This window comes from Segeticoccus sp. (genome assembly GCF_035708005.1).
The window spans coordinates 14,148-31,048 of the sequence record NZ_DASSTI010000042.1 but is presented as its reverse complement, the minus strand read 5'-3'; the positions used below and the strand labels follow the sequence as shown (position 1 = coordinate 31,048).

General features: G+C 72.5%; 19 protein-coding genes. 11 read left to right on the top strand and 8 right to left on the bottom strand.

Annotated features, from left to right (window positions below):
* The first annotated feature begins 243 nt into the window (after positions 1-243).
* Complete coding sequence (locus VFL99_RS05080; RefSeq protein WP_325105249.1) at positions 244-1,239, top strand: DeoR/GlpR family DNA-binding transcription regulator; 996 nt, start codon at positions 244-246, stop codon at positions 1,237-1,239.
* 69 nt (positions 1,240-1,308) lie between these two features.
* Here VFL99_RS05080 and VFL99_RS05075 read toward each other — a convergent pair whose 3' ends face one another.
* Positions 1,309-3,087, bottom strand: coding sequence for an acetyl/propionyl/methylcrotonyl-CoA carboxylase subunit alpha (locus VFL99_RS05075; RefSeq protein ID WP_325105248.1), 1,779 nt, complete (start codon positions 3,085-3,087; stop codon positions 1,309-1,311).
* A 374-nt stretch (positions 3,088-3,461) separates the two neighbouring features.
* On the opposite strand from VFL99_RS05075, the gene VFL99_RS05070 reads away from it, so the two are divergent.
* The gene (locus VFL99_RS05070) at positions 3,462-3,923 is read left to right on the top strand and encodes a hypothetical protein (RefSeq protein WP_325105247.1); all 462 of its coding nucleotides are present in this window, start codon (positions 3,462-3,464) and stop codon (positions 3,921-3,923) included.
* Positions 3,924-3,941: 18 nt separating this feature from the next.
* On the opposite strand, the gene VFL99_RS05065 is transcribed toward VFL99_RS05070, so the two are convergent.
* The 4 genes from VFL99_RS05065 to VFL99_RS05050 all read right to left on the bottom strand — a co-directional run bounded on the left by VFL99_RS05065 (position 3,942) and on the right by VFL99_RS05050 (position 6,702).
* The gene (locus VFL99_RS05065; protein ID WP_325105246.1) at positions 3,942-4,580 is read right to left on the bottom strand and encodes a Maf family protein; all 639 of its coding nucleotides are present in this window, start codon (positions 4,578-4,580) and stop codon (positions 3,942-3,944) included.
* Positions 4,581-4,585: 5 nt separating this feature from the next.
* Positions 4,586-4,723, bottom strand: a complete 138-nt coding sequence (gene mmpB / locus VFL99_RS05060; RefSeq protein ID WP_325105245.1) for a morphogenic membrane protein MmpB — start codon at positions 4,721-4,723, stop codon at positions 4,586-4,588.
* Between the two features lie 75 nt (positions 4,724-4,798).
* Entirely contained in the window at positions 4,799-5,068 is a 270-nt protein-coding gene (locus tag VFL99_RS05055) for an acyl-CoA carboxylase subunit epsilon (protein WP_325105244.1), read from the bottom strand.
* Positions 5,065-6,702, bottom strand: coding sequence for an acyl-CoA carboxylase subunit beta (locus VFL99_RS05050; RefSeq protein ID WP_325105243.1), 1,638 nt, complete (start codon positions 6,700-6,702; stop codon positions 5,065-5,067). The genes VFL99_RS05055 and VFL99_RS05050 overlap by 4 nt, the downstream gene beginning before the upstream one ends.
* A 24-nt stretch (positions 6,703-6,726) precedes the next feature.
* Between VFL99_RS05050 and VFL99_RS05045 the strand changes: the two genes are divergently transcribed.
* The 5 genes from VFL99_RS05045 to VFL99_RS05025 are packed head-to-tail and all read left to right on the top strand — an operon-like array spanning position 6,727 to position 11,347.
* Positions 6,727-7,578 carry a biotin--[acetyl-CoA-carboxylase] ligase gene (locus VFL99_RS05045; RefSeq protein WP_325105242.1) on the top strand — a complete coding sequence of 284 codons (852 nt, stop codon included), beginning with the start codon at positions 6,727-6,729 and terminating at the stop codon, positions 7,576-7,578.
* Positions 7,575-8,723: an adenylate/guanylate cyclase domain-containing protein gene (locus VFL99_RS05040; RefSeq protein WP_325105241.1), complete on the top strand. Its 1,149-nt coding sequence runs from the start codon at positions 7,575-7,577 to the stop codon at positions 8,721-8,723. The genes VFL99_RS05045 and VFL99_RS05040 overlap by 4 nt, the downstream gene beginning before the upstream one ends.
* A 42-nt stretch (positions 8,724-8,765) precedes the next feature.
* Complete coding sequence (locus VFL99_RS05035; RefSeq protein WP_325105240.1) at positions 8,766-9,611, top strand: enoyl-CoA hydratase/isomerase family protein; 846 nt, start codon at positions 8,766-8,768, stop codon at positions 9,609-9,611.
* A 29-nt stretch (positions 9,612-9,640) separates the two neighbouring features.
* Positions 9,641-10,318, top strand: coding sequence for a response regulator transcription factor (locus VFL99_RS05030; protein ID WP_325105239.1), 678 nt, complete (start codon positions 9,641-9,643; stop codon positions 10,316-10,318).
* Positions 10,319-10,321: 3 nt separating this feature from the next.
* Positions 10,322-11,347 carry a sensor histidine kinase gene (locus VFL99_RS05025; protein WP_325105238.1) on the top strand — a complete coding sequence of 342 codons (1,026 nt, stop codon included), beginning with the start codon at positions 10,322-10,324 and terminating at the stop codon, positions 11,345-11,347.
* Here the strand turns inward: VFL99_RS05025 and VFL99_RS05020 are convergent.
* Entirely contained in the window at positions 11,302-11,931 is a 630-nt protein-coding gene (locus VFL99_RS05020) for a GtrA family protein (protein WP_325105237.1), read from the bottom strand. The genes VFL99_RS05025 and VFL99_RS05020 overlap by 46 nt on opposite strands.
* A gap of 95 nt (positions 11,932-12,026) precedes the next feature.
* Here VFL99_RS05020 and VFL99_RS05015 point away from each other — a divergent pair, with 95 nt between their 5' ends.
* Genes VFL99_RS05015 through VFL99_RS05005 form a run of 3 tightly spaced genes read left to right on the top strand, consistent with a single transcriptional unit; the run spans position 12,027 to position 14,308 of the window.
* Positions 12,027-13,244 (top strand): 5-(carboxyamino)imidazole ribonucleotide synthase, encoded by a 1,218-nt coding sequence (locus VFL99_RS05015; RefSeq protein ID WP_325105236.1) that lies wholly within the window; start codon positions 12,027-12,029, stop codon positions 13,242-13,244.
* Complete coding sequence (gene purE, locus VFL99_RS05010) at positions 13,241-13,777, top strand: 5-(carboxyamino)imidazole ribonucleotide mutase (protein ID WP_325105235.1); 537 nt, start codon at positions 13,241-13,243, stop codon at positions 13,775-13,777. The genes VFL99_RS05015 and purE overlap by 4 nt, the downstream gene beginning before the upstream one ends.
* Positions 13,778-13,780: 3 nt before the next feature.
* On the top strand, positions 13,781-14,308 hold the full coding sequence (locus VFL99_RS05005) for a GNAT family N-acetyltransferase (protein WP_325105234.1): 528 nt from the start codon (positions 13,781-13,783) through the stop codon (positions 14,306-14,308).
* Positions 14,309-14,394: 86 nt separating this feature from the next.
* Here VFL99_RS05005 and VFL99_RS05000 read toward each other — a convergent pair whose 3' ends face one another.
* Positions 14,395-15,228, bottom strand: coding sequence for a phytanoyl-CoA dioxygenase family protein (locus VFL99_RS05000; protein WP_325105233.1), 834 nt, complete (start codon positions 15,226-15,228; stop codon positions 14,395-14,397).
* A gap of 93 nt (positions 15,229-15,321) precedes the next feature.
* Between VFL99_RS05000 and VFL99_RS04995 the strand changes: the two genes are divergently transcribed.
* Positions 15,322-16,236 carry a LysR family transcriptional regulator gene (locus VFL99_RS04995; RefSeq protein ID WP_325105232.1) on the top strand — a complete coding sequence of 305 codons (915 nt, stop codon included), beginning with the start codon at positions 15,322-15,324 and terminating at the stop codon, positions 16,234-16,236.
* Here VFL99_RS04995 and VFL99_RS04990 read toward each other — a convergent pair.
* Positions 16,214-16,846, bottom strand: a complete 633-nt coding sequence (locus VFL99_RS04990) for a GyrI-like domain-containing protein (RefSeq protein ID WP_325105231.1) — start codon at positions 16,844-16,846, stop codon at positions 16,214-16,216. The two genes, VFL99_RS04995 and VFL99_RS04990, sit on opposite strands and share 23 nt — an antisense overlap.
* Positions 16,847-16,901: the final 55 nt, after the last annotated feature.

Below are 16,901 nucleotides of genomic sequence, written 5' to 3'. Positions count from 1 at the left end.
AGCTGCAGACCCGCAAGGCGGCCGACGAAGTCTAGACGGGTTCTCCGCCGTCCAGTCTGCGGGATCGCGTCTCCCTTTGGCCTGCGGGCCGGGGAGGTGCCCCCGCTGACGGGCGGACGACGCTACGTCGGATCACCCGTCTGTTCGCCCGTCAATAGCACAATGTGGTGCCAGATGCGGGCGAGTTCCGAAAATCGCCGCATATTCGTGTAAGCGAGCAGTCGCCGGGTTACTGTCAGTTTCGTGTTCGCTGCAGAACGTCGCCAACTGATCCTTGAAATGGTGCGCGCCAACGGAGCCGTGTCGCTCCGGGAGCTCGCCCGTGTCGTCCAGACCTCGGAAGTGACCGTCAGGCGTGATGTGCGGGCCCTGGAGGGCGAGGGCCTGCTCGACCGCCGGCACGGCGGCGCGGTGCTGCCCGGCGGTCTCACCCGGGAGGCGGGCTTCCCGCAGAAGTCGCTGGCCGCGGCGGCCGAGAAGACCGCCATCGCCGACCTCGCCGCCGGCCTGGTCGAGGAGGGCGAGGCCGTCGTCGTCGGCGCCGGAACGACCACGCAGGAGCTGGCGCGCCGCCTGGCGCGGGTCCCCGGGTTGACCGTGGTCACCAACTCCCTGCTCGTCGCGCAGGCTCTGGCGCACGCCAACCGCGTCGAGGTGGTGATGACGGGCGGCACGCTGCGCGGCGCCGACTACGCGCTGGTGGGCAGCGGTGCGGAGCAATCCCTGCAGGGACTGCGGGTCTCCCGCGCCTTCGTCTCCGGCAGCGGCCTGACCGCCGAGCGCGGGCTGTCCACGTCCAACATGCTCTCCGCGAGCGTCGACCGCGCGCTCGTGCAGGCGGCGAACGAGGTGGTGGTGCTGGCCGACCACACCAAGCTCGGCACGGACACCATGTTCCAGACGGTGCCGCCGGAGGCGATGACCCGCCTGGTCACCAACGAGCCTCCCGCCCACGACGACCGCGCCGCCACCGAGTTGCAGGCGCTGGCCGACCAGGGCGTGCAACTGTCGCTGGCCGGCGTGCACACCGGCCCCGGGAACGGACCGCCCGTCGACGGCGGGCACGGCGGTCCGGTACCGCCGCGCGGCGGGACGGGGGCCGAGCGGCAGCACCGGCTGCCGCCGCTGCCCGGCCAGCGCCGCACCATGCCGCCGCAGTTGCGCGGCACGGCGGCCCAGGCACTGGATCACCACGGACAGTTGGGCCGGGTCACCGACCTCGCACCGCGCAAGCGCTAGCGAACACCACGACGGCGGGGTGCCACAGCCTCATCGGGCCGCGGCGCCCCGCCGTCGTGGTGTGCTGCGTCAGTCCTTGATCTCGCAGATGACGGTGCCGGCCGACAGGGAGGCGCCGACCTCGGCGGCCAGACCCTTGACGGTGCCGGCGCGGTGCGCGTTCAGCGGCTGCTCCATCTTCATCGCCTCGAGCACCACGATGAGTTCACCCTCGGCGACCTCCTGGCCCTCCTCGACGGCGACCTTCACGATGGTGCCCTGCATCGGCGAGGCCAGCGCGTCGCCGGAGGCGGCCGACGCGGACTTCTTGCCCGTCTTGCGGCGCGGCTTGCGCGCCCCGCCCTCGACCGCGGTGCGGGCCAGCGACATGCCCAGCGAGGAGGGCAGCGAGACCTCCAGCCGCTTGCCGCCGACCTCCACGACGACGGTCTCGCGGCCGCCCTCGTCCTCTTCCTCACCCACGCCGGCCGGGACGAACGGCTCGATCTCGTTGACGAACTCCGTCTCGATCCACCGGGTGTGGATGGTGAACGGGTCGCCCTCGTGTCCGTGCACCTCCGGCGCGAACGCCGGGTCCCTGACCACCACGCGGTGGAAGGGGATCGCGGTCGCCATGCCGTCGACGCGGAACTCCTCCAGCGCACGCGACGCCCGCTGAAGCGCCTGCTGCCGCGTCGAGCCGGTGACGACCAGCTTGGCCAGCAGCGAGTCCCACGCCGGGCCGATCACGCTGCCGGACTCCACACCCGCGTCCAGCCGGACGCCGGGGCCGGTCGGCGGCGCGAACGTGGTCACCGTGCCCGGGGCGGGCAGGAAGTTGCGGCCCGGGTCCTCGCCGTTGATGCGGAACTCGAAGGAGTGACCGCGGCGCGGCGGGTCGTCGTAGCCCAGCTCCTCGCCGTCGGCGATGCGGAACATCTCCCGCACCAGGTCGATGCCGGTGACCTCCTCGGTGACCGGGTGCTCCACCTGCAGACGGGTGTTGACCTCCAGGAAGGAGATCGTGCCGTCCTGGCCGACCAGGAACTCGCAGGTGCCGGCGCCCTCGTAGCCGGACTCCTTCAGAATGGCCTTCGACGCCCGGTACAGCTCGGCCTCCTGCTCCTCGGTCAGGAACGGGGCCGGGGCCTCCTCGACGAGCTTCTGGTGCCGGCGCTGCAGCGAGCAGTCGCGGGTGGAGACCACCACGACGTTGCCGTGCTTGTCGGCCAGGCACTGCGTCTCCACGTGCCGCGGGCGGTCCAGGTAGCGCTCCACGAAGCACTCGCCGCGGCCGAAGCCGGCCACCGCCTCGCGCACCGCCGAGTCGTACAGCTCCGGGACCTCCTCCAGCGTGCGGGCCACCTTCAGGCCGCGCCCGCCGCCGCCGAAAGCGGCCTTGATGGCGATCGGCAGCCCGTGCTCCTGTGCGAAGGCCACGACCTCCTCCGCGCCCGAGACCGGGTCCTTGGTGCCCGCCACCAGCGGCGCACCGGCACGCTGGGCGATGTGCCGGGCGGAGACCTTGTCGCCCAGATCGCGGATGGCGTGCGGCGGCGGGCCGATCCACGTCAGTCCCGCGTCGAGGACGGCCTGCGCGAAATCGGCGTTCTCCGAGAGGAAGCCGTACCCGGGGTGGACGGCGTCGGCGCCGGAATCGGCGGCCGCCTTCAGCACTTTGGCGATGTCCAGGTAGCTCGCTGCCGGAGTGTCACCGCCCAACGCGAACGCCTCGTCGGCCACCCGGACGTGTACCGCGTCCCGGTCCGGCTCGGCATAGACGGCCACGCTCGCGATCCCCGCGTCCCGGCAGGCTCGGGCTACCCGGACAGCGATCTCGCCGCGGTTGGCGATGAGCACCTTGCGCACGATGACTCCCTCCTTGAAACAAGGTGAGTTTAGGTATGGGCGACACCACCCGCCGAGCCGCCCACGGCCGTGAGCTTGCCCACACGGTGTGTGAGGCGAGGGTGGTGAAACCCCCGTCGTCCCTTGTCAGCTCCACGTTACGCCGCCTTCGGGCCGCCACCCGCAGAACCGCGATGTGGTCAAGGTCTCTGTCGGCCGGGAGACGGCGTCGCGCGTGATTTTTGTAGGACTTCCACTAACGGCGCGCGGAAACTTTGCCCGGGCGGTCATCCGGCCGCGGTACGTGTCTTGCCCGCCCTCATACCGCTGAGTAGCGTGCGCGGTGCATGACAGACGAACTCCCGGTGGCGAGGAAGAAGTAGGTGGGCGGCGTGGTGGCTCGCAGACCCGTGGCGGCTCTGGCGGCGGTCGTCCTGGTGGTCGAGGCGTTCGGTGTCGTGGCGGCCCAACTGTTCCTGAGCATGGTCGTGGACGACCAGAACATGTCGCTGGCCGGACTCGACCCGCACCTGATGTCGGTGGGCTCGGTCGTCGGCGGGATCTTCGCCGGCCTCTTCCTGCTGCTGTGCGCCTTCGCCCTGCTGCGCACCGCGATACGCGACCGCGGACCCGGCACGTTCCTGCGCGTCGTGCTGATCATCGCGGCCGTCGTGCACGGTGTGCTGGGGGCCGCGACGGTCGGTCTGGTCGGCTGGCTCGCCTTCCTGTTCATGATGATCGTGCTCGCCCTGCTCGTCTACACGCTGGTCGCCTACGGTCCCGACCCGCGGGAGCAGGAACCCGGACGCGCCTCGGCGGCGCTGACCGGCTGGATGTCCCGGCTCAGGAGGTCCTGACCCCGCTCCGGCAGGTGCTCAGGCCGACGCCGGCGTCCACAGGTCCGTGACACCGACGCCCAGTTCGCCCAGCAGCCGGCGCAGCAGCGGCAGCGACAGCCCGATGACGTTGCCGTGGTCGCCCTCGATGCCGTCGATGAACGGCGCCGAGCGGCCGTCCAGGGTGAACGCGCCCGCGACGTGCAGCGGTTCGCCCGAGGCCACGTAGGCGGCGATCTCCGCGTCGCTCGGCTCGCCGAACCGCACCACCGTGCCGGCGGTCGCCGACCGGCGGTCACCCGAATCCGTGTCGATGAGGCAGTGCCCGGTCTGCAGCACGCCCGAGCGGCCGCGCATCGACTTCCAGCGCGCGGTGGCGTCCTCCGCGTCCACCGGCTTGCCCAGGGCGCGTCCGTCCAGCTCCAGCACCGAGTCGCAGCCCAGCACGAGCGCGCCGGCGGCCTCCGGCCGCGCCGCGACCGCCTGGGCCTTCGCCTCGGCCAGCACCCGCGCCAACTCGGCCGGTGCGGGAGCGCTGATCGCGTCCTCGTCGACCCCGCTGACGATCACCTCGGGCGCCAGACCGGCCTGCCGCAGCAGCCCCAGCCGCGCCGGCGACTGCGAGGCGAGCACGAGCCGCCGCACGGCGCCCGTCGAAGAGTCGGAATCCGAAGTCATGCCCGTCAGCGTAGCCCGCGCAGTGCGGCCAGCAGCCCCGCGGCCAGGACGACGAAGGCCAGCAGCCGGCCCAGGCGGCGCAGCATCTCCTGTGCGGAGCGCAGCTCCTCGCGGGGCTCGTCGTCGGGATCGGACCACAGCACGCGTCCGATCCTCCGACGCCGGACCGCCGCGGCGCCTGAGTACGGATACTCAGACGCCGGGGCCGGCTCAGGCGCTCAGGCGGGCCAGAAGGCGGCGCGCCAGGCACCGGGGCCGGGGTGCGGGACACGGCCCGGCACCGTGCGTGCCGGGTCGGACCACGCCGCGGGCGCGCGCCGCGGCGGTGCCTCGACCGCGGCCGTCGCCGCGGCGCGTGCCTGCACGACGGTCAGCGCCGCGGCCAGTTCCTCGGGCGTCGGGTTGCCCCGCACCACCCGGAACGACGGCGACGGCGAAGGGGACGTGGGCGTGGACGCGGTCTGCGCCATCTCGAAGCCTCCTGTCACAGCGGGATGTTGCCGTGCTTCTTCGGCGGCAGCTGCTCCCGCTTCGTGCGCAGCGTGCGCAGGCCGCGCGTGATGTGGCGCCGGGTCTCGGACGGCATGATGACGGCGTCCACATACCCGCGCTCGGCCGCCACATACGGGTTGAGCAGGGCGTCCTCGTACTCGGCGGTCAGCTCGGCCCGCCGCTCCTCGCGCTGCTCGTCGCCCTCGATCGCGGCCAGCGTCCTGCGGTGCAGGATGTTGACGGCGCCCTGCGCGCCCATCACGGCGATCTGCGCCGTCGGCCAGGCGAAGTTCAGGTCCGCGCCCAGGTGCTTGGAGCCCATGACGTCGTAGGCGCCGCCGAACGCCTTGCGGGTGATCACCGTGATCAGCGGCACGGTGGCCTCCGCGTAGGCGTAGATCAGCTTGGCGCCGCGCCGGATGATGCCGTCGTACTCCTGGTCGGTGCCGGGCAGGAAGCCGGGCACGTCGACGAAGGTCAGAACGGGAATGTTGAACGCGTCGCAGGTGCGCACGAAGCGCGCCGCCTTCTCCGAGGCGTCGATGTCGAGCGTGCCCGCCAGCTGCAGCGGTTGGTTCGCGACCACTCCGACCGAGTGGCCGTCGACCCGGCCGAAGCCGCAGATGATGTTCTGCGCGAACAGCTCCTGCACCTCGCAGAACTCCTGGTCGTCGAGCACGTGCTCGATCACCGTGTGCATGTCGTAGGGCATGTTGGGGGAGTCGGGGATGAAGGAGTCGAGGACCTCGTCGTCCTCGTCCACCTCGACGCTGACCTCCCCCTCGAAGACGGGGCTGTCCTCGAGGTTGTTCGACGGCAGGTAGGACAGCAGCTGGCGCACGTAGTCGATCGCGTCGTCCTCGTCGCTGGCCAGGTAGTGCGCGACACCGGACTTGGTGTTGTGCGACCGCGCCCCGCCGAGGTCCTCGAACCCGACGCTCTCACCGGTCACCGTCTTGATCACGTCCGGCCCGGTGATGAACATGTGCGAGGTCTGGTCGACCATCACCGTGAAGTCGGTGATCGCGGGGGAGTAGACCGCGCCGCCGGCGCACGGACCGAGGACGAGGGAGATCTGCGGGATCACCCCGGAGGCGTGCACGTTGCGTCGGAAGATCTCGGCGTAGAGGCCGAGCGCGACCACGCCCTCCTGGATCCGCGCGCCGCCGGAGTCGTTGATCCCCACGACCGGGCAGCCGATCTTCATGGCGAGGTCCATGACCTTGACGATCTTCTCGCCGAACACCTCACCGAGCGATCCGCCGAACACCGTGAAGTCCTGCGAGAAGACCGCCACCGGGCGGCCGTCGACCGTGCCGTAGCCGGTGACCACGCCGTCGCCGTACGGCCGGTTGCTGGCCTGGCTGAAGTTCGTGGACCGGTGTCGCGCGAGCTCGTCCATCTCGACGAACGAGCCCTCGTCGAGCAGCTGCTCGATGCGTTCCCGCGCGGTCTTCTTGCCCTTGGCGTGCTGCTTCTCCACCGCCCGTGCCGAGCCGGCGTGGACGGCTTCCTCGTTGCGCCGGTGCAGGTCGGCGAGCCGGCCGGCGGTGGTACGGAGGTCGACCTCGGGTGGCGACGTGGAGGACGAGGCGGCGTCTGCGGGGTCAGTGCGCACAACGTCGGTCATGCGCGGCAGCCTATCTTTAGGGCCATGCGTGACTCCGTGGACGCCCTCGCCCTGCGGGACGCGCTGGGTCCCGGGAGCCGGTGGCTGGTGGAGGTCCACGCGTCCGTCGGGTCCACCAACGCCGAGGCGCTCGCGGACCCGAGCCCGTGGCGCGTCGTCGTGGCCGACCACCAGCGCGCCGGTCGCGGGCGGCTGCAGCGCCGCTGGGAGGCCCCGCCCCGCTCCTCGGTCGCGGTGTCCGTGGTCCTGCCCCTCGACGAGGTCACCTCCCAGCCCGGCTGGCTGCCGCTCCTGACCGGTATGGCGATGCACCGGGCGGTTGCCTCCCTCACCGTCCCCTCGGGATCGGCCGCGCTAGGCGACCGGGTCGCGCTCAAGTGGCCCAACGACCTGCTCGCGCGGGAGACCCCGGCAGCGGACGCCCCGTGGCGCAAGCTGTGCGGGGTGCTCTGCGAGCTGGTCCCCGCCCGCAGTGCGGCGGTGTGCGGCGCCGGCATCAACGTCGACCAGGACCGGGGTGAGCTGCCCGTGCCGACCGCCACGTCGCTGGCCCTGTGCGGGTTGCCGGAGGCCAGCCGCGAGCAGCTGCTCGCGGCCTACCTGCGGCACCTGCTCGACGGCTACGACGCCTGGCGCTCCGGTGAGCCGGGGCTGGAACGGGTGCGCACGGCATACCGGCGGGCCTGCCTGACGATCGGGCAACAGGTGCGCGTCCACCGGCCGGGCGCTGGTCTGGTCCGGGGGCGCGCGGTCGAGGTGGACGACGAGGGCCGGCTCGTGGTCGACACTCCAGAGGGGAGGCGGGCGCACGCGGCCGGTGACGTCGAGCACGTGCGCCCGGAGGGCATGAGCGAGGCAGCGGGAACCGCCCGATGAGCGACGACGCCGGGCCGGCGGAGGCGCGCGGCGGGGCTCCCGGGGGCGCCGGCGGCGACGAGGGCCACGTCGAGCGCCTCGAGCCGCGGGAGCCGGCGTCGCTCAAGGACGACCTCGAGGCGCGGCTGCTCGGATCGCCCCGACACATGCGGCGCCGGGAGGTCAGCCAGGGGGCGGCGGTGTCCCTGCTGGCGGCACGCCGGTTCTGGCACGCGCTGGGGTTCCCCAACGTCCGCGAGCGGGACCGGGTCTTCACCGATGCCGACCTGGGCGCGTTGCGCCGGGTCGTGGGCCTGGTGCGCGCCGGCGAGCTGGACGAGTCGACCGCGCTCGGCCTCACCCGCGCGATGGGGCGCACCACCGACCGGCTGGCCGTCTGGCAGTCCCAGCTGGTCGAGGAAGCGCTCGCCAACCGCTCGGGCACGGGACGGTCCACACCGGAGGAGGTGGCCGCCTATGTCGCCGACCTGGCCGACGAGCTCGAGCCGCTGCTGGTCTATGCCTGGCGCCGGCACCTCAGCGCGGCCCTGTCCCGGCTGCTGGCCGACTCGGCCCCGGCCGAGGCGGGCGCCGGCGTCGTGCGCGCCGTCGGGTTCGCCGACCTGGTCTCGTTCACGGCGCTGGTCCGGGGGCTGACCGAGGCCGAGCTCGGCCGGATGGTGCAGCAGTTCGAGATCCTCACCTCGGACACGGTGACCGCGCGCGGGGGCCGGGTCATCAAGACCCTCGGCGACGAGGTGCTCTTCACCACGGTCGATGTCGGGGCGGCGGCGCTGATCGCCACCGAGCTCGTCGACGCCGTCGAGCGGGACGAGATCCTGCCCCGGGTCCGGCTCGGCATGGCGTGCGGCCCGGTCGTCTCGCGCCTCGGGGACGTCTTCGGCACTACGGTGAACCGGGCGAGCCGGCTGACGTCGGTGGCGCGCCCGGGGTCGGTGGTCGTCGACGAGCGCATCGCCGCAGCGCTGGGGACGAACCCGTCGTTCGCGTTGCGCCCGCTGCCGGCTCGTCCGCTGGACGGCCTCGGGGAGGTGAGCTCGTGGGCGCTGCGCCGGACCGGGCCGCTGCCGGCCGCGGACGTGGACAACGCGGTGGACAGGCACGGCGAGGACGGGAACGGCGAGGACGGGAACGAGACAGCGTGAACGGGAACGACACAGGAAGGGACGACGTGACGGAGGACCACGATGGCTGACCAGGGCGAGCAGGCCGGGGCACAGGACAGCGGCGAGCAGCCGGCTCCCGACGAGCAGCTGGTGCGTGTCACCCGGCACGGCGAGGGAGGGCACGTCGCCGAGCTGGCGCTGAACCGCCCCTCGGCGATGAACGCGGTGTCCACCGCCATGGCCCGCGCCATCGGCGCCGCGACCGATGCGCTCGCCGCGGACGACACGGTGCGGTGCGTCGTGGTCACGAGCACCAGCCCGAAGGCGTTCTGTGTCGGTGCCGACCTCAAGGAGCGCAACTCCTTCACCGACGCCGACCTGATGGAGCAGCGTCCGGTCGCGCGAGCTGCCTACGGCGGAGTGCTGGCGCTGCCGGTGCCGAGCATCGCGGTGGTCGAGGGCTACGCCCTGGGCGGCGGCCTGGAGATCGCCCTGTCCTGCGACCTCATCGTCGCCGGGACCGAGGCCGTCGTGGGGCTGCCCGAGGTGAGCGTGGGCGTCATACCGGGGGGTGGCGGGACCCAGCTGCTCACGCGACGCGTCGGCTGGTCCCGGGCCGCGTCGATGATCTTCACGGCACGCCGGCTGGGCGCCCAGGAGGCGGGCGAGCTGGGGGTGGTCGACGAGGTCGTGCCCGCGGGCAGCGCCCGGGATCGGGCACTGGCGCTGGCCGGCACGATCGCCGGGCACTCGCCGGTCGGGCTGCGCAACGCCAAGCGCGCGATGCGGCTCGGCGCCGACGTCGATCTGGCCACCGGCCTGGAGGTGGAGGACGCCTGCTGGCGCGCCACCGCCTTCTCCGGTGACCGCCGAGAGGGCGTGCGCGCCTTCGCCGAGAAGCGTCGTCCCGCGTGGCCCGGCCGCTGAGAGAGGTGGCACCCCTTAGCATGCCCACCATGACCCGCGTCCTCCTGGCCGAAGACGACCCCACCATCTCCGAACCGCTCGCCCGTGCGTTGCGGCGCGAGGGCTACGACGTCGACGTGTGCCCGGACGGGCGGGTGGCGCTCGAGGCGGTCGAGGAGAACCCCGACCTGGTGCTGCTCGACCTGGGACTGCCCTATGTCGACGGTCTCGAGGTCTGTCGCCGGATCCGCAACGACGGGCGCAGCGTGCCGGTGCTCATCCTCACCGCCCGCGCCGACGAGGTCGACACGGTCGTGGGGCTCGACGCGGGCGCGGACGACTATGTCACCAAGCCGTTCCGGCTGGCCGAGCTGCTCGCCCGGGTGCGGGCGCTGCTGCGCCGCAAGAGCGGTGACACCGGTGGGGACGGCGAGATCATCCGGATCGACCCCGAGGCGCGGCGCGCCTACTTCCACGACGACGAGCTGCAGCTCACGGCCAAGGAGTTCGACCTGCTGCGGGTGCTGGTGCGGGAGCAGGGCAAGGTCGTGCCGCGGGAGCAGCTGATGCGCGAGATCTGGGAGACCGCCTGGTTCGGCTCCACCAAGACGCTCGACATGCACATCTCGGTGCTGCGCCGCAAGCTCGGCGACGACGCGACCTCCCCGCGCTACATCACCACCGTGCGGGGGGTCGGCTTCCGGTTCGAGTCGTCCGACCAGGGCTGAGGCTTGCGCCGCGGGCTCATCCGCTCGACCGTCACGGCGGTCGTGCTGGCCGTGGTCATCATCGGGGTGCCGATGGCGGCGCTGGTGGGTCTGCACCTGAGCCGGGACGCGGGCGTCCACGTCGACAACGGGTCCGGCCTCAGCGTCCGCGCGCAGACCATGGTCGCCTTCGCGGTGATCGCCGTCTTCGCGGTCGTCGCGGTTCTCGCGGGCGTGCTGCTGGCGGCCAAGCAGTCGCGCCGGTTCTCCGAGCCGATGCGCGAGCTGGCCGAGCGGGCCGAGCGACTCGGCGCGGGGGAGTCGCGGTTCCAGCCGCTGGTCTCCGGGGTGCAGGAGGTCGACCGCGTCGCGCAGGTGCTCGAGCGCAGCGCCCACCAGCTGAACTCCTCGCTGGCCGCGGAGCGGGAGTTCGCCTCCGACGCCTCGCACCAGCTGCGCACGCCGTTGACCGCCCTGCTGATGCGGCTGGAGGAGATCTCGCTCACCGACGACCTCGACGTCGCGCGGGAGGAGGCCCGGATCGCCATCGACCAGGTCGAGCGGCTCACCCGGGTGGTCGACGAGCTGCTGACGCGCAACCGCCGGGGTGGTGACACCGCCGGGGTCTCGGTGTCCCTGGACTCGGTGATCGCCGCGCTGCAGCGGGAGTGGCAGCCGGCCTTCGAACAGGCACGTCGCAGCGTCTACGTCCACGGCGAGCGCGGCCTGCGGGTCCAGGCGACACCGGTGGCCCTCTCGCAGATGCTGTCGACGCTGCTGGAGAACTCCCTCGACCACGGGCGGGGCACCGTGGACCTGCACGCCCGGCGCAGCGGGCCGTCCGTGGTCGTCGAGGTGAGCGACCAGGGCCCCGGGGTCCCGGCCGACATCGCCCCGCACATCTTCGAGCGCTCGGTGAGCAGCGCCTCGAGCACCGGGCTGGGGCTCGCCCTGGCCCGTGACCTCGCGGAGGCCAACGGCGGTCGCCTCGAGCTGGTGCAGGCTCAGCCGGTGATCTTCGCGCTGTTCCTGTCCGAGGCGGGCCTCTGACCGTTGCGGCGCTCGGTCAAGGAGGTGCGCTTCCGGCGGCCGCGCCCACCGGGGCCCTTGCCGCTGCCGCCCACCCGGGTGAGGGCGTCGCCGCGGAAGACGATGGTGCGGTAGGTCCAGAAGCGGAACAGGGTGCCGAGCACGAGGCCCACGCCGTTGCCGCTGATGTTGTCCGCCAGCTGCGAGTGCAGCCCGAGGGCGTAGCGGGAGAAGCCCAGGCAGGCCACGGCGATGACCATTCCCACGACGTTGAAGAGCACGAACAGGGCCAGCTCGTGGGCGACGGCCGGGCGCCGGCGGTGCCGGAAGGTCCAGTAGCGGTTGCCCAGCCAGGACACGAGGGTGGCGACCGAGACCGACAGGATCTTGGCGCGCAGCGGGATGTCGTGCATGACGCCGACCGTGGCCTCGTGGCCGAGCATGCTCCTGATGTGCGGGCCGAAGACCAGGAAGTTGTAGCCCCCCACGTCGACCACGAACGCGATCACGCCGACGATGCCGAACTTGGCCAGCTCGCGGACCAGCACGTCGAGCATGCCGCGCACGCGCTGCAAAGGCCCCTTGCGGCCCGGAGCGGAAGTCACCGCTCGAGGGTAAGCCGGGCAGATGGGTGGCGCCTGTCAGCCGTTCGGCCACTCTCGGGTCATCGGTTCAGCGGCGGCCGGTAGGCTCGCTCCCCGTGACTTCGGCTGAGACCTCCCCACGGCGCGCACCCGGCGGCTTCCCCGTCGTCGGCATCATCGGGGGCGGGCAGCTCGCCCGCATGTGCCAGCCGCCTGCGGTCAACCTGGCCATCACCCTGTGCGACCTCGCGGAGACGCCGGACTCGGCGGCCGCCCTGGTCATCCCCTCCGCACCGGTGGGGGACTACACCGACGTCGAGGTCGTGCGGCGGTTCGCGGCGGATTGCGACGTCGTGACCTTCGACCACGAGCACGTGCCGGCGGACGTCCTCGCCGCCTTGGAGGCGGACGGGGTGGTGCTGCACCCCTCGCCGTCGTCGCTGGTCTACGCCCAGGACAAGCTGGCCATGCGACGGCGGCTCGGCGCCATCGGCACGCCGTGCCCTCGTTGGGCGGCGGTGCAGGACCAGAAGGAGCTGTCGGCCTTCGGGGACGAGGTCGGCTGGCCGGTCGTCGTCAAGACTCCCAAGGGCGGGTATGACGGCAAGGGAGTTCGCGTCGTCTCCTCACCGGAGGAGGTGGCCGACTGGTTCGCCCTCGTGGAGCGGGACCGGGACAGCGGCGGCAAGCTCGCCGACGGCCTGCTCGCCGAGGAGAAGGTGCCGTTCTCCCGCGAGCTGGCGCTGGTCATCGCGCGCAGCCCGTCCGGGCAGGCCTCGGCCTGGCCGGTGGTGGAGACGGTGCAGACCGACGGCATCTGCACGCAGGTGATCGCCCCGGCGCCCGACCTCGACCCTGAGCTGGCCGCGGAGGTCACCGAGACCGGACTGCAGGTCGCCGGCGAGCTCGGCGTGACCGGCGTCATGGCCGTCGAGCTCTTCGAGGTCCCCACGGACGGGTCCGGCTCGCGGGTGGTGGTGAACGAGCTGGCGATGCGCCCGCACAACTCCGGCCACTGGACCATCGACGGTGCGGTGACGAGCCAGTTCGAGCAGCACCTGCGCGCCGTCCTCGACCTGCCGCTGGGGGACACCCGCGCCCGGGCACCGTGGACGGTGATGGGCAACGTGCTGGGCGGAGAGCACGAGAGCCTGTACCCGGCATACCGGCACCTCATGGCACGCGACCCGGGGCTCAAGGTGCACCTCTACGGCAAGGGCGTGCGGCCGGGCCGCAAGATCGGGCACGTCAACGTGAGCGGCGCGGACCTCGCGCAGCTGCGTGAACGCGCGCAGCACGCGGCCGACTACCTGCAGGGAGTGGTCACCGAATGACGGTGTCGGGCGCGGAGCGCGAGGTGGACGGCGCGGTCGTCGGCCTCGTGATGGGCAGCGACAGCGACTGGCCGACCATGGAGGCCGCCGCAACGGCGTTGGAGGAGCTGGGAATCGGCTACGAGGCCGACGTGGTGTCGGCGCACCGGATGCCCCACGAGATGCTCGCCTACGGCGCCGAGGCCGCCGAGCGGGGGCTGCGCGTGGTCATCGCGGGCGCTGGCGGAGCCGCCCACCTGCCCGGAATGCTCGCCTCCGTCACCCCGCTGCCGGTGATCGGGGTCCCGGTGCCGCTGAAGCACCTGGACGGGATGGACTCGCTGCTGTCGATCGTCCAGATGCCGGCCGGCGTGCCGGTCGCCACGGTGTCCGTGGGCGGCGCGCGGAACGCCGGGCTGCTCGCGGCCCGCATCCTGGGCGCGGGCGAGGGGGAGGAGGCCGCGCGGATCCGCGCGGCGATGGTCGACTTCCAGCGGTCGCTGCGCGACCAGGCCTATGCCAAGGGGCAGCGGCTGCGGGAGCGGCAGGGCTGACCGGTGCTGGAGCGCCCCGCCCCTCCGCCGTCCGCGCCGGTGGCGTTGCGTCCGGTTGACCGGACGCACCGGGCCGTCCTGCAGCAGCTGAGCCAGCTCTACCGACACGACCTGTCCGGACCGTACGGGTTGCTGCCCAACGCGGACGGGACGTTCAACGACCGGCGGCTCGACCTCTTCCTCGCCGGGGCGCGGCCGGACGTGCGCGCCTGGCTCATCGAGGTGGCGGGCGGGCTGGGCGGCTACGTGATGACCCGCGCCGATGACGACGGACCGGGACGGATGATCTGCGACTTCTTCGTCGTGCGGGCGCTGCGGCGCACCGGCGTCGGCCGGGAGGTGGCGCGCCAGGTGATCCTCGGGAGCCCGGGGCCGTGGCGGATCGGCTTCCAGCGCTACAACGCCGGGGCGCTCGAGTTCTGGTCGCGCGTGGCGACCGATGCGGCCGGTGACGCCTGGGAGGTCTACGACGACCCGCCTCCCGAGGACCGGCCGCCGGACACGTGGATCCGCTTCGACACGACACGTTGACGGCGGTGTTTCGCGCTCGGTTCGGCCCGCCGCGGCTCGGCCCGCCGCGGCTCGGCCCGCCGCGGCTCGGCTCGCCGCGGCTCGGCTCAGGCGGTCTCGCGCAGCACCGGGAAGAGCTCGTGCTGCATGGGGGAGCCCGCGGGCAGCTCCTCCTCCAGCCCGTCGAACTGCGGCGAGGTGACCCAGTGCCGCGGTGCGTGCACCATGTCGTCGCCGAGGAAGCGCAGCGAGAACGCGCGGCGCCGGCTGCGGCCGGGCACACCGTAGGAGTGGTGCAGCGTCAGCATGTGGAAGAACACCGCGTCACCGGGCTCCATGGCCCACGCCCGGATGTCGTAGCGGGACCGGTCCGCCTCGACATCGGGTAGGTCGGCGAGCGAGCCCTCCGGGAACCACTTGGCCTCGTTGGTCATGAACGAGCGCGGCATGAGCCAACCCTGCCGGTGCGAGCCGGAGAGGAACTCCAGGGTCGACTCCGCCGCGACCGGGTCGACCGGCGCCCACATGGAGCAGTTGTCGGAGCCGTCGACGTTGTAGTACGGCTGGTCCTGGTGCCACGGCGTCTCCTGCTTGGTGCCGGGCTCCTTGACCAGCATGTGGTCGTGGAAGAGGCGCACCTGGCGGCTCCCGGTGAGCGCGGCCGCGACGTCGGCCGCCCGCGAACGGAAGGCGATCTCGCGGAACTCCGGGATGCGCTGCCAGTTGCAGAAGTCCTCGACGAAGCTGCCCGGGTCGGTCATGCTGCTCGCGACCTTGAAGCGGGGACTGGGGTCGGCCAGGTTGCGCTCGATCCCCCGCTCGATCGTCGAGACCTCGTCCGGGCTGAACAGCCCGCGCACGACGACGGCGCCGGTGCCGTGGAACTCCTCCACGGTGGCGTCGTCGAGGACCGGCACGGGAGCGGTAGCAGTGGTCGTCATGGCTCCAGCGTGCCGCTGCGGGGCGCTGGTGAAAAGTGGGCAAAACCGCCCACATCGATCGTATTCCTCGATCGCCCACGTAGGCTTCGGCCCATGTCTGCTGCTGACCTGAGCCTGCGCCACCTCGCCGCGCTCGTGGCGATCCACGAGGAGGGGTCCTACCGGCGCGCCGCGGATCGGCTGGGTTACTCCCAGGCGGCCGTCACCAGCCAGGTGGCGGCGCTCGAGAAGGCCGTGGGCGCCAAGGTGTTCGACCGCCCGGGCGGCCCGCGCCCGGTCACGCTGACGGCGGCCGGCCAGGAGGTGCTGGACGTCGCGCGGGAGGTGCTCGCCGCGGCGGACGTGCTCGACCTGCGACTCGCATCCCTGCGCGACGGGCGCTGGGGACGCCTCGCCATCGGCACGTTCCAGTCGGTGTCGGCCCAACTGCTGCCGGGCATCCTGCGGACGGTCCGTCGGGAGAGCCCGCAGGTGCAGGTCAACGTCCTGGAGAGCGACGACAACGACGTGCTGACCGGCGCCCTGCGCGCGGCGCGGCTCGACGTCAGCTTCCTGGTCGGGCCGGTCGACGAGACCGGACTGGTGGTTCGGGAGGTGGTGCGGGACCCGTTCGTGGCGATGGTGCCGGCGGACGACCCGGCGGGGGAGGTGCTGCCGGTCGACGACCTGGCCACCCGTCCGCTCGTCGGCCACGACCACTGCGTCTGCCACGAACTCGCCGAACAGGGGCTGGCGGCTGCCGGCATCAGGCCGTCGTTCGCCTTCCGCAGCAACGACAACGCCGCGGTGCAGGCGATGGTGCGCGCCGGGATCGGGACCGCCGTCATGCCCGCCCTGTCGGTGAACACCGACGACCCGGGCGTGCGGGTGGTGCGGCTGGAGCCGGCGCTGCCGAGCCGGAGCATCCTGCTGGCGCACGCGGCACGGCGCCCGGCGCCCACCGCGGTCGCCTTCGTTGCGCGGGCGCTGGAGCAGGCCGCAGCGCTCAACCTTGAGCGGTTCGGCTGACGACGGGCTGGCGCAGGATGGTGCGGCGCTTCTCCGGCGCGACCCTGCGCGCGTCACTGAGGTAGATCTCGTGGTGCTTGCCGACCATCTCGAGATCCTGGGCGGGGATGAACTCGTCGTGCATCCGGTGCAGCAGCCCCGCCTCCTTGTCGAAGGAACCGACGTGCAGGGTCTGCACGCAGCGGCCCTCGCAGAGGCGATCCAGACGGAGGTCGTCCAACCGCTCGGGGCGGTTCCTGGCGCCCGCCTGCCGAACCGCCTCGGCGAACAGGTCCCGCCCGATCCACTCGGGGACCATGATCATGAGGGTCCAGTCCCACCGTGACTTGTCGCGCGAGGTGGTGAAGGACGCCATCTCGGCGGCCCACCACAATCCCTCCAGGGGTGGGACGACGTAGTCGCGGCCGAGCTGCTTCTTGCTGGCGAACTTGAGCTTGTACGCCACCGGATAGAGCGCTTCGACGGCCCCGGTGAATGCCGGGGAGGTGTTGGGGTCTCCGTGGCCGTCGACCATGAGGTAGCGCAGGTCGGGGACGTCCACGAGGCGGAACTCGCCCAGGACAGCGCGGTAGGCGTCGAGCTCCTTTGTGAAGTTCCTCTTGCCCGCCATCGCCCACCTTCCCGGGTCTGCCTCCGGGCTGCCGCGGATGGTGAACAGCGCGTCC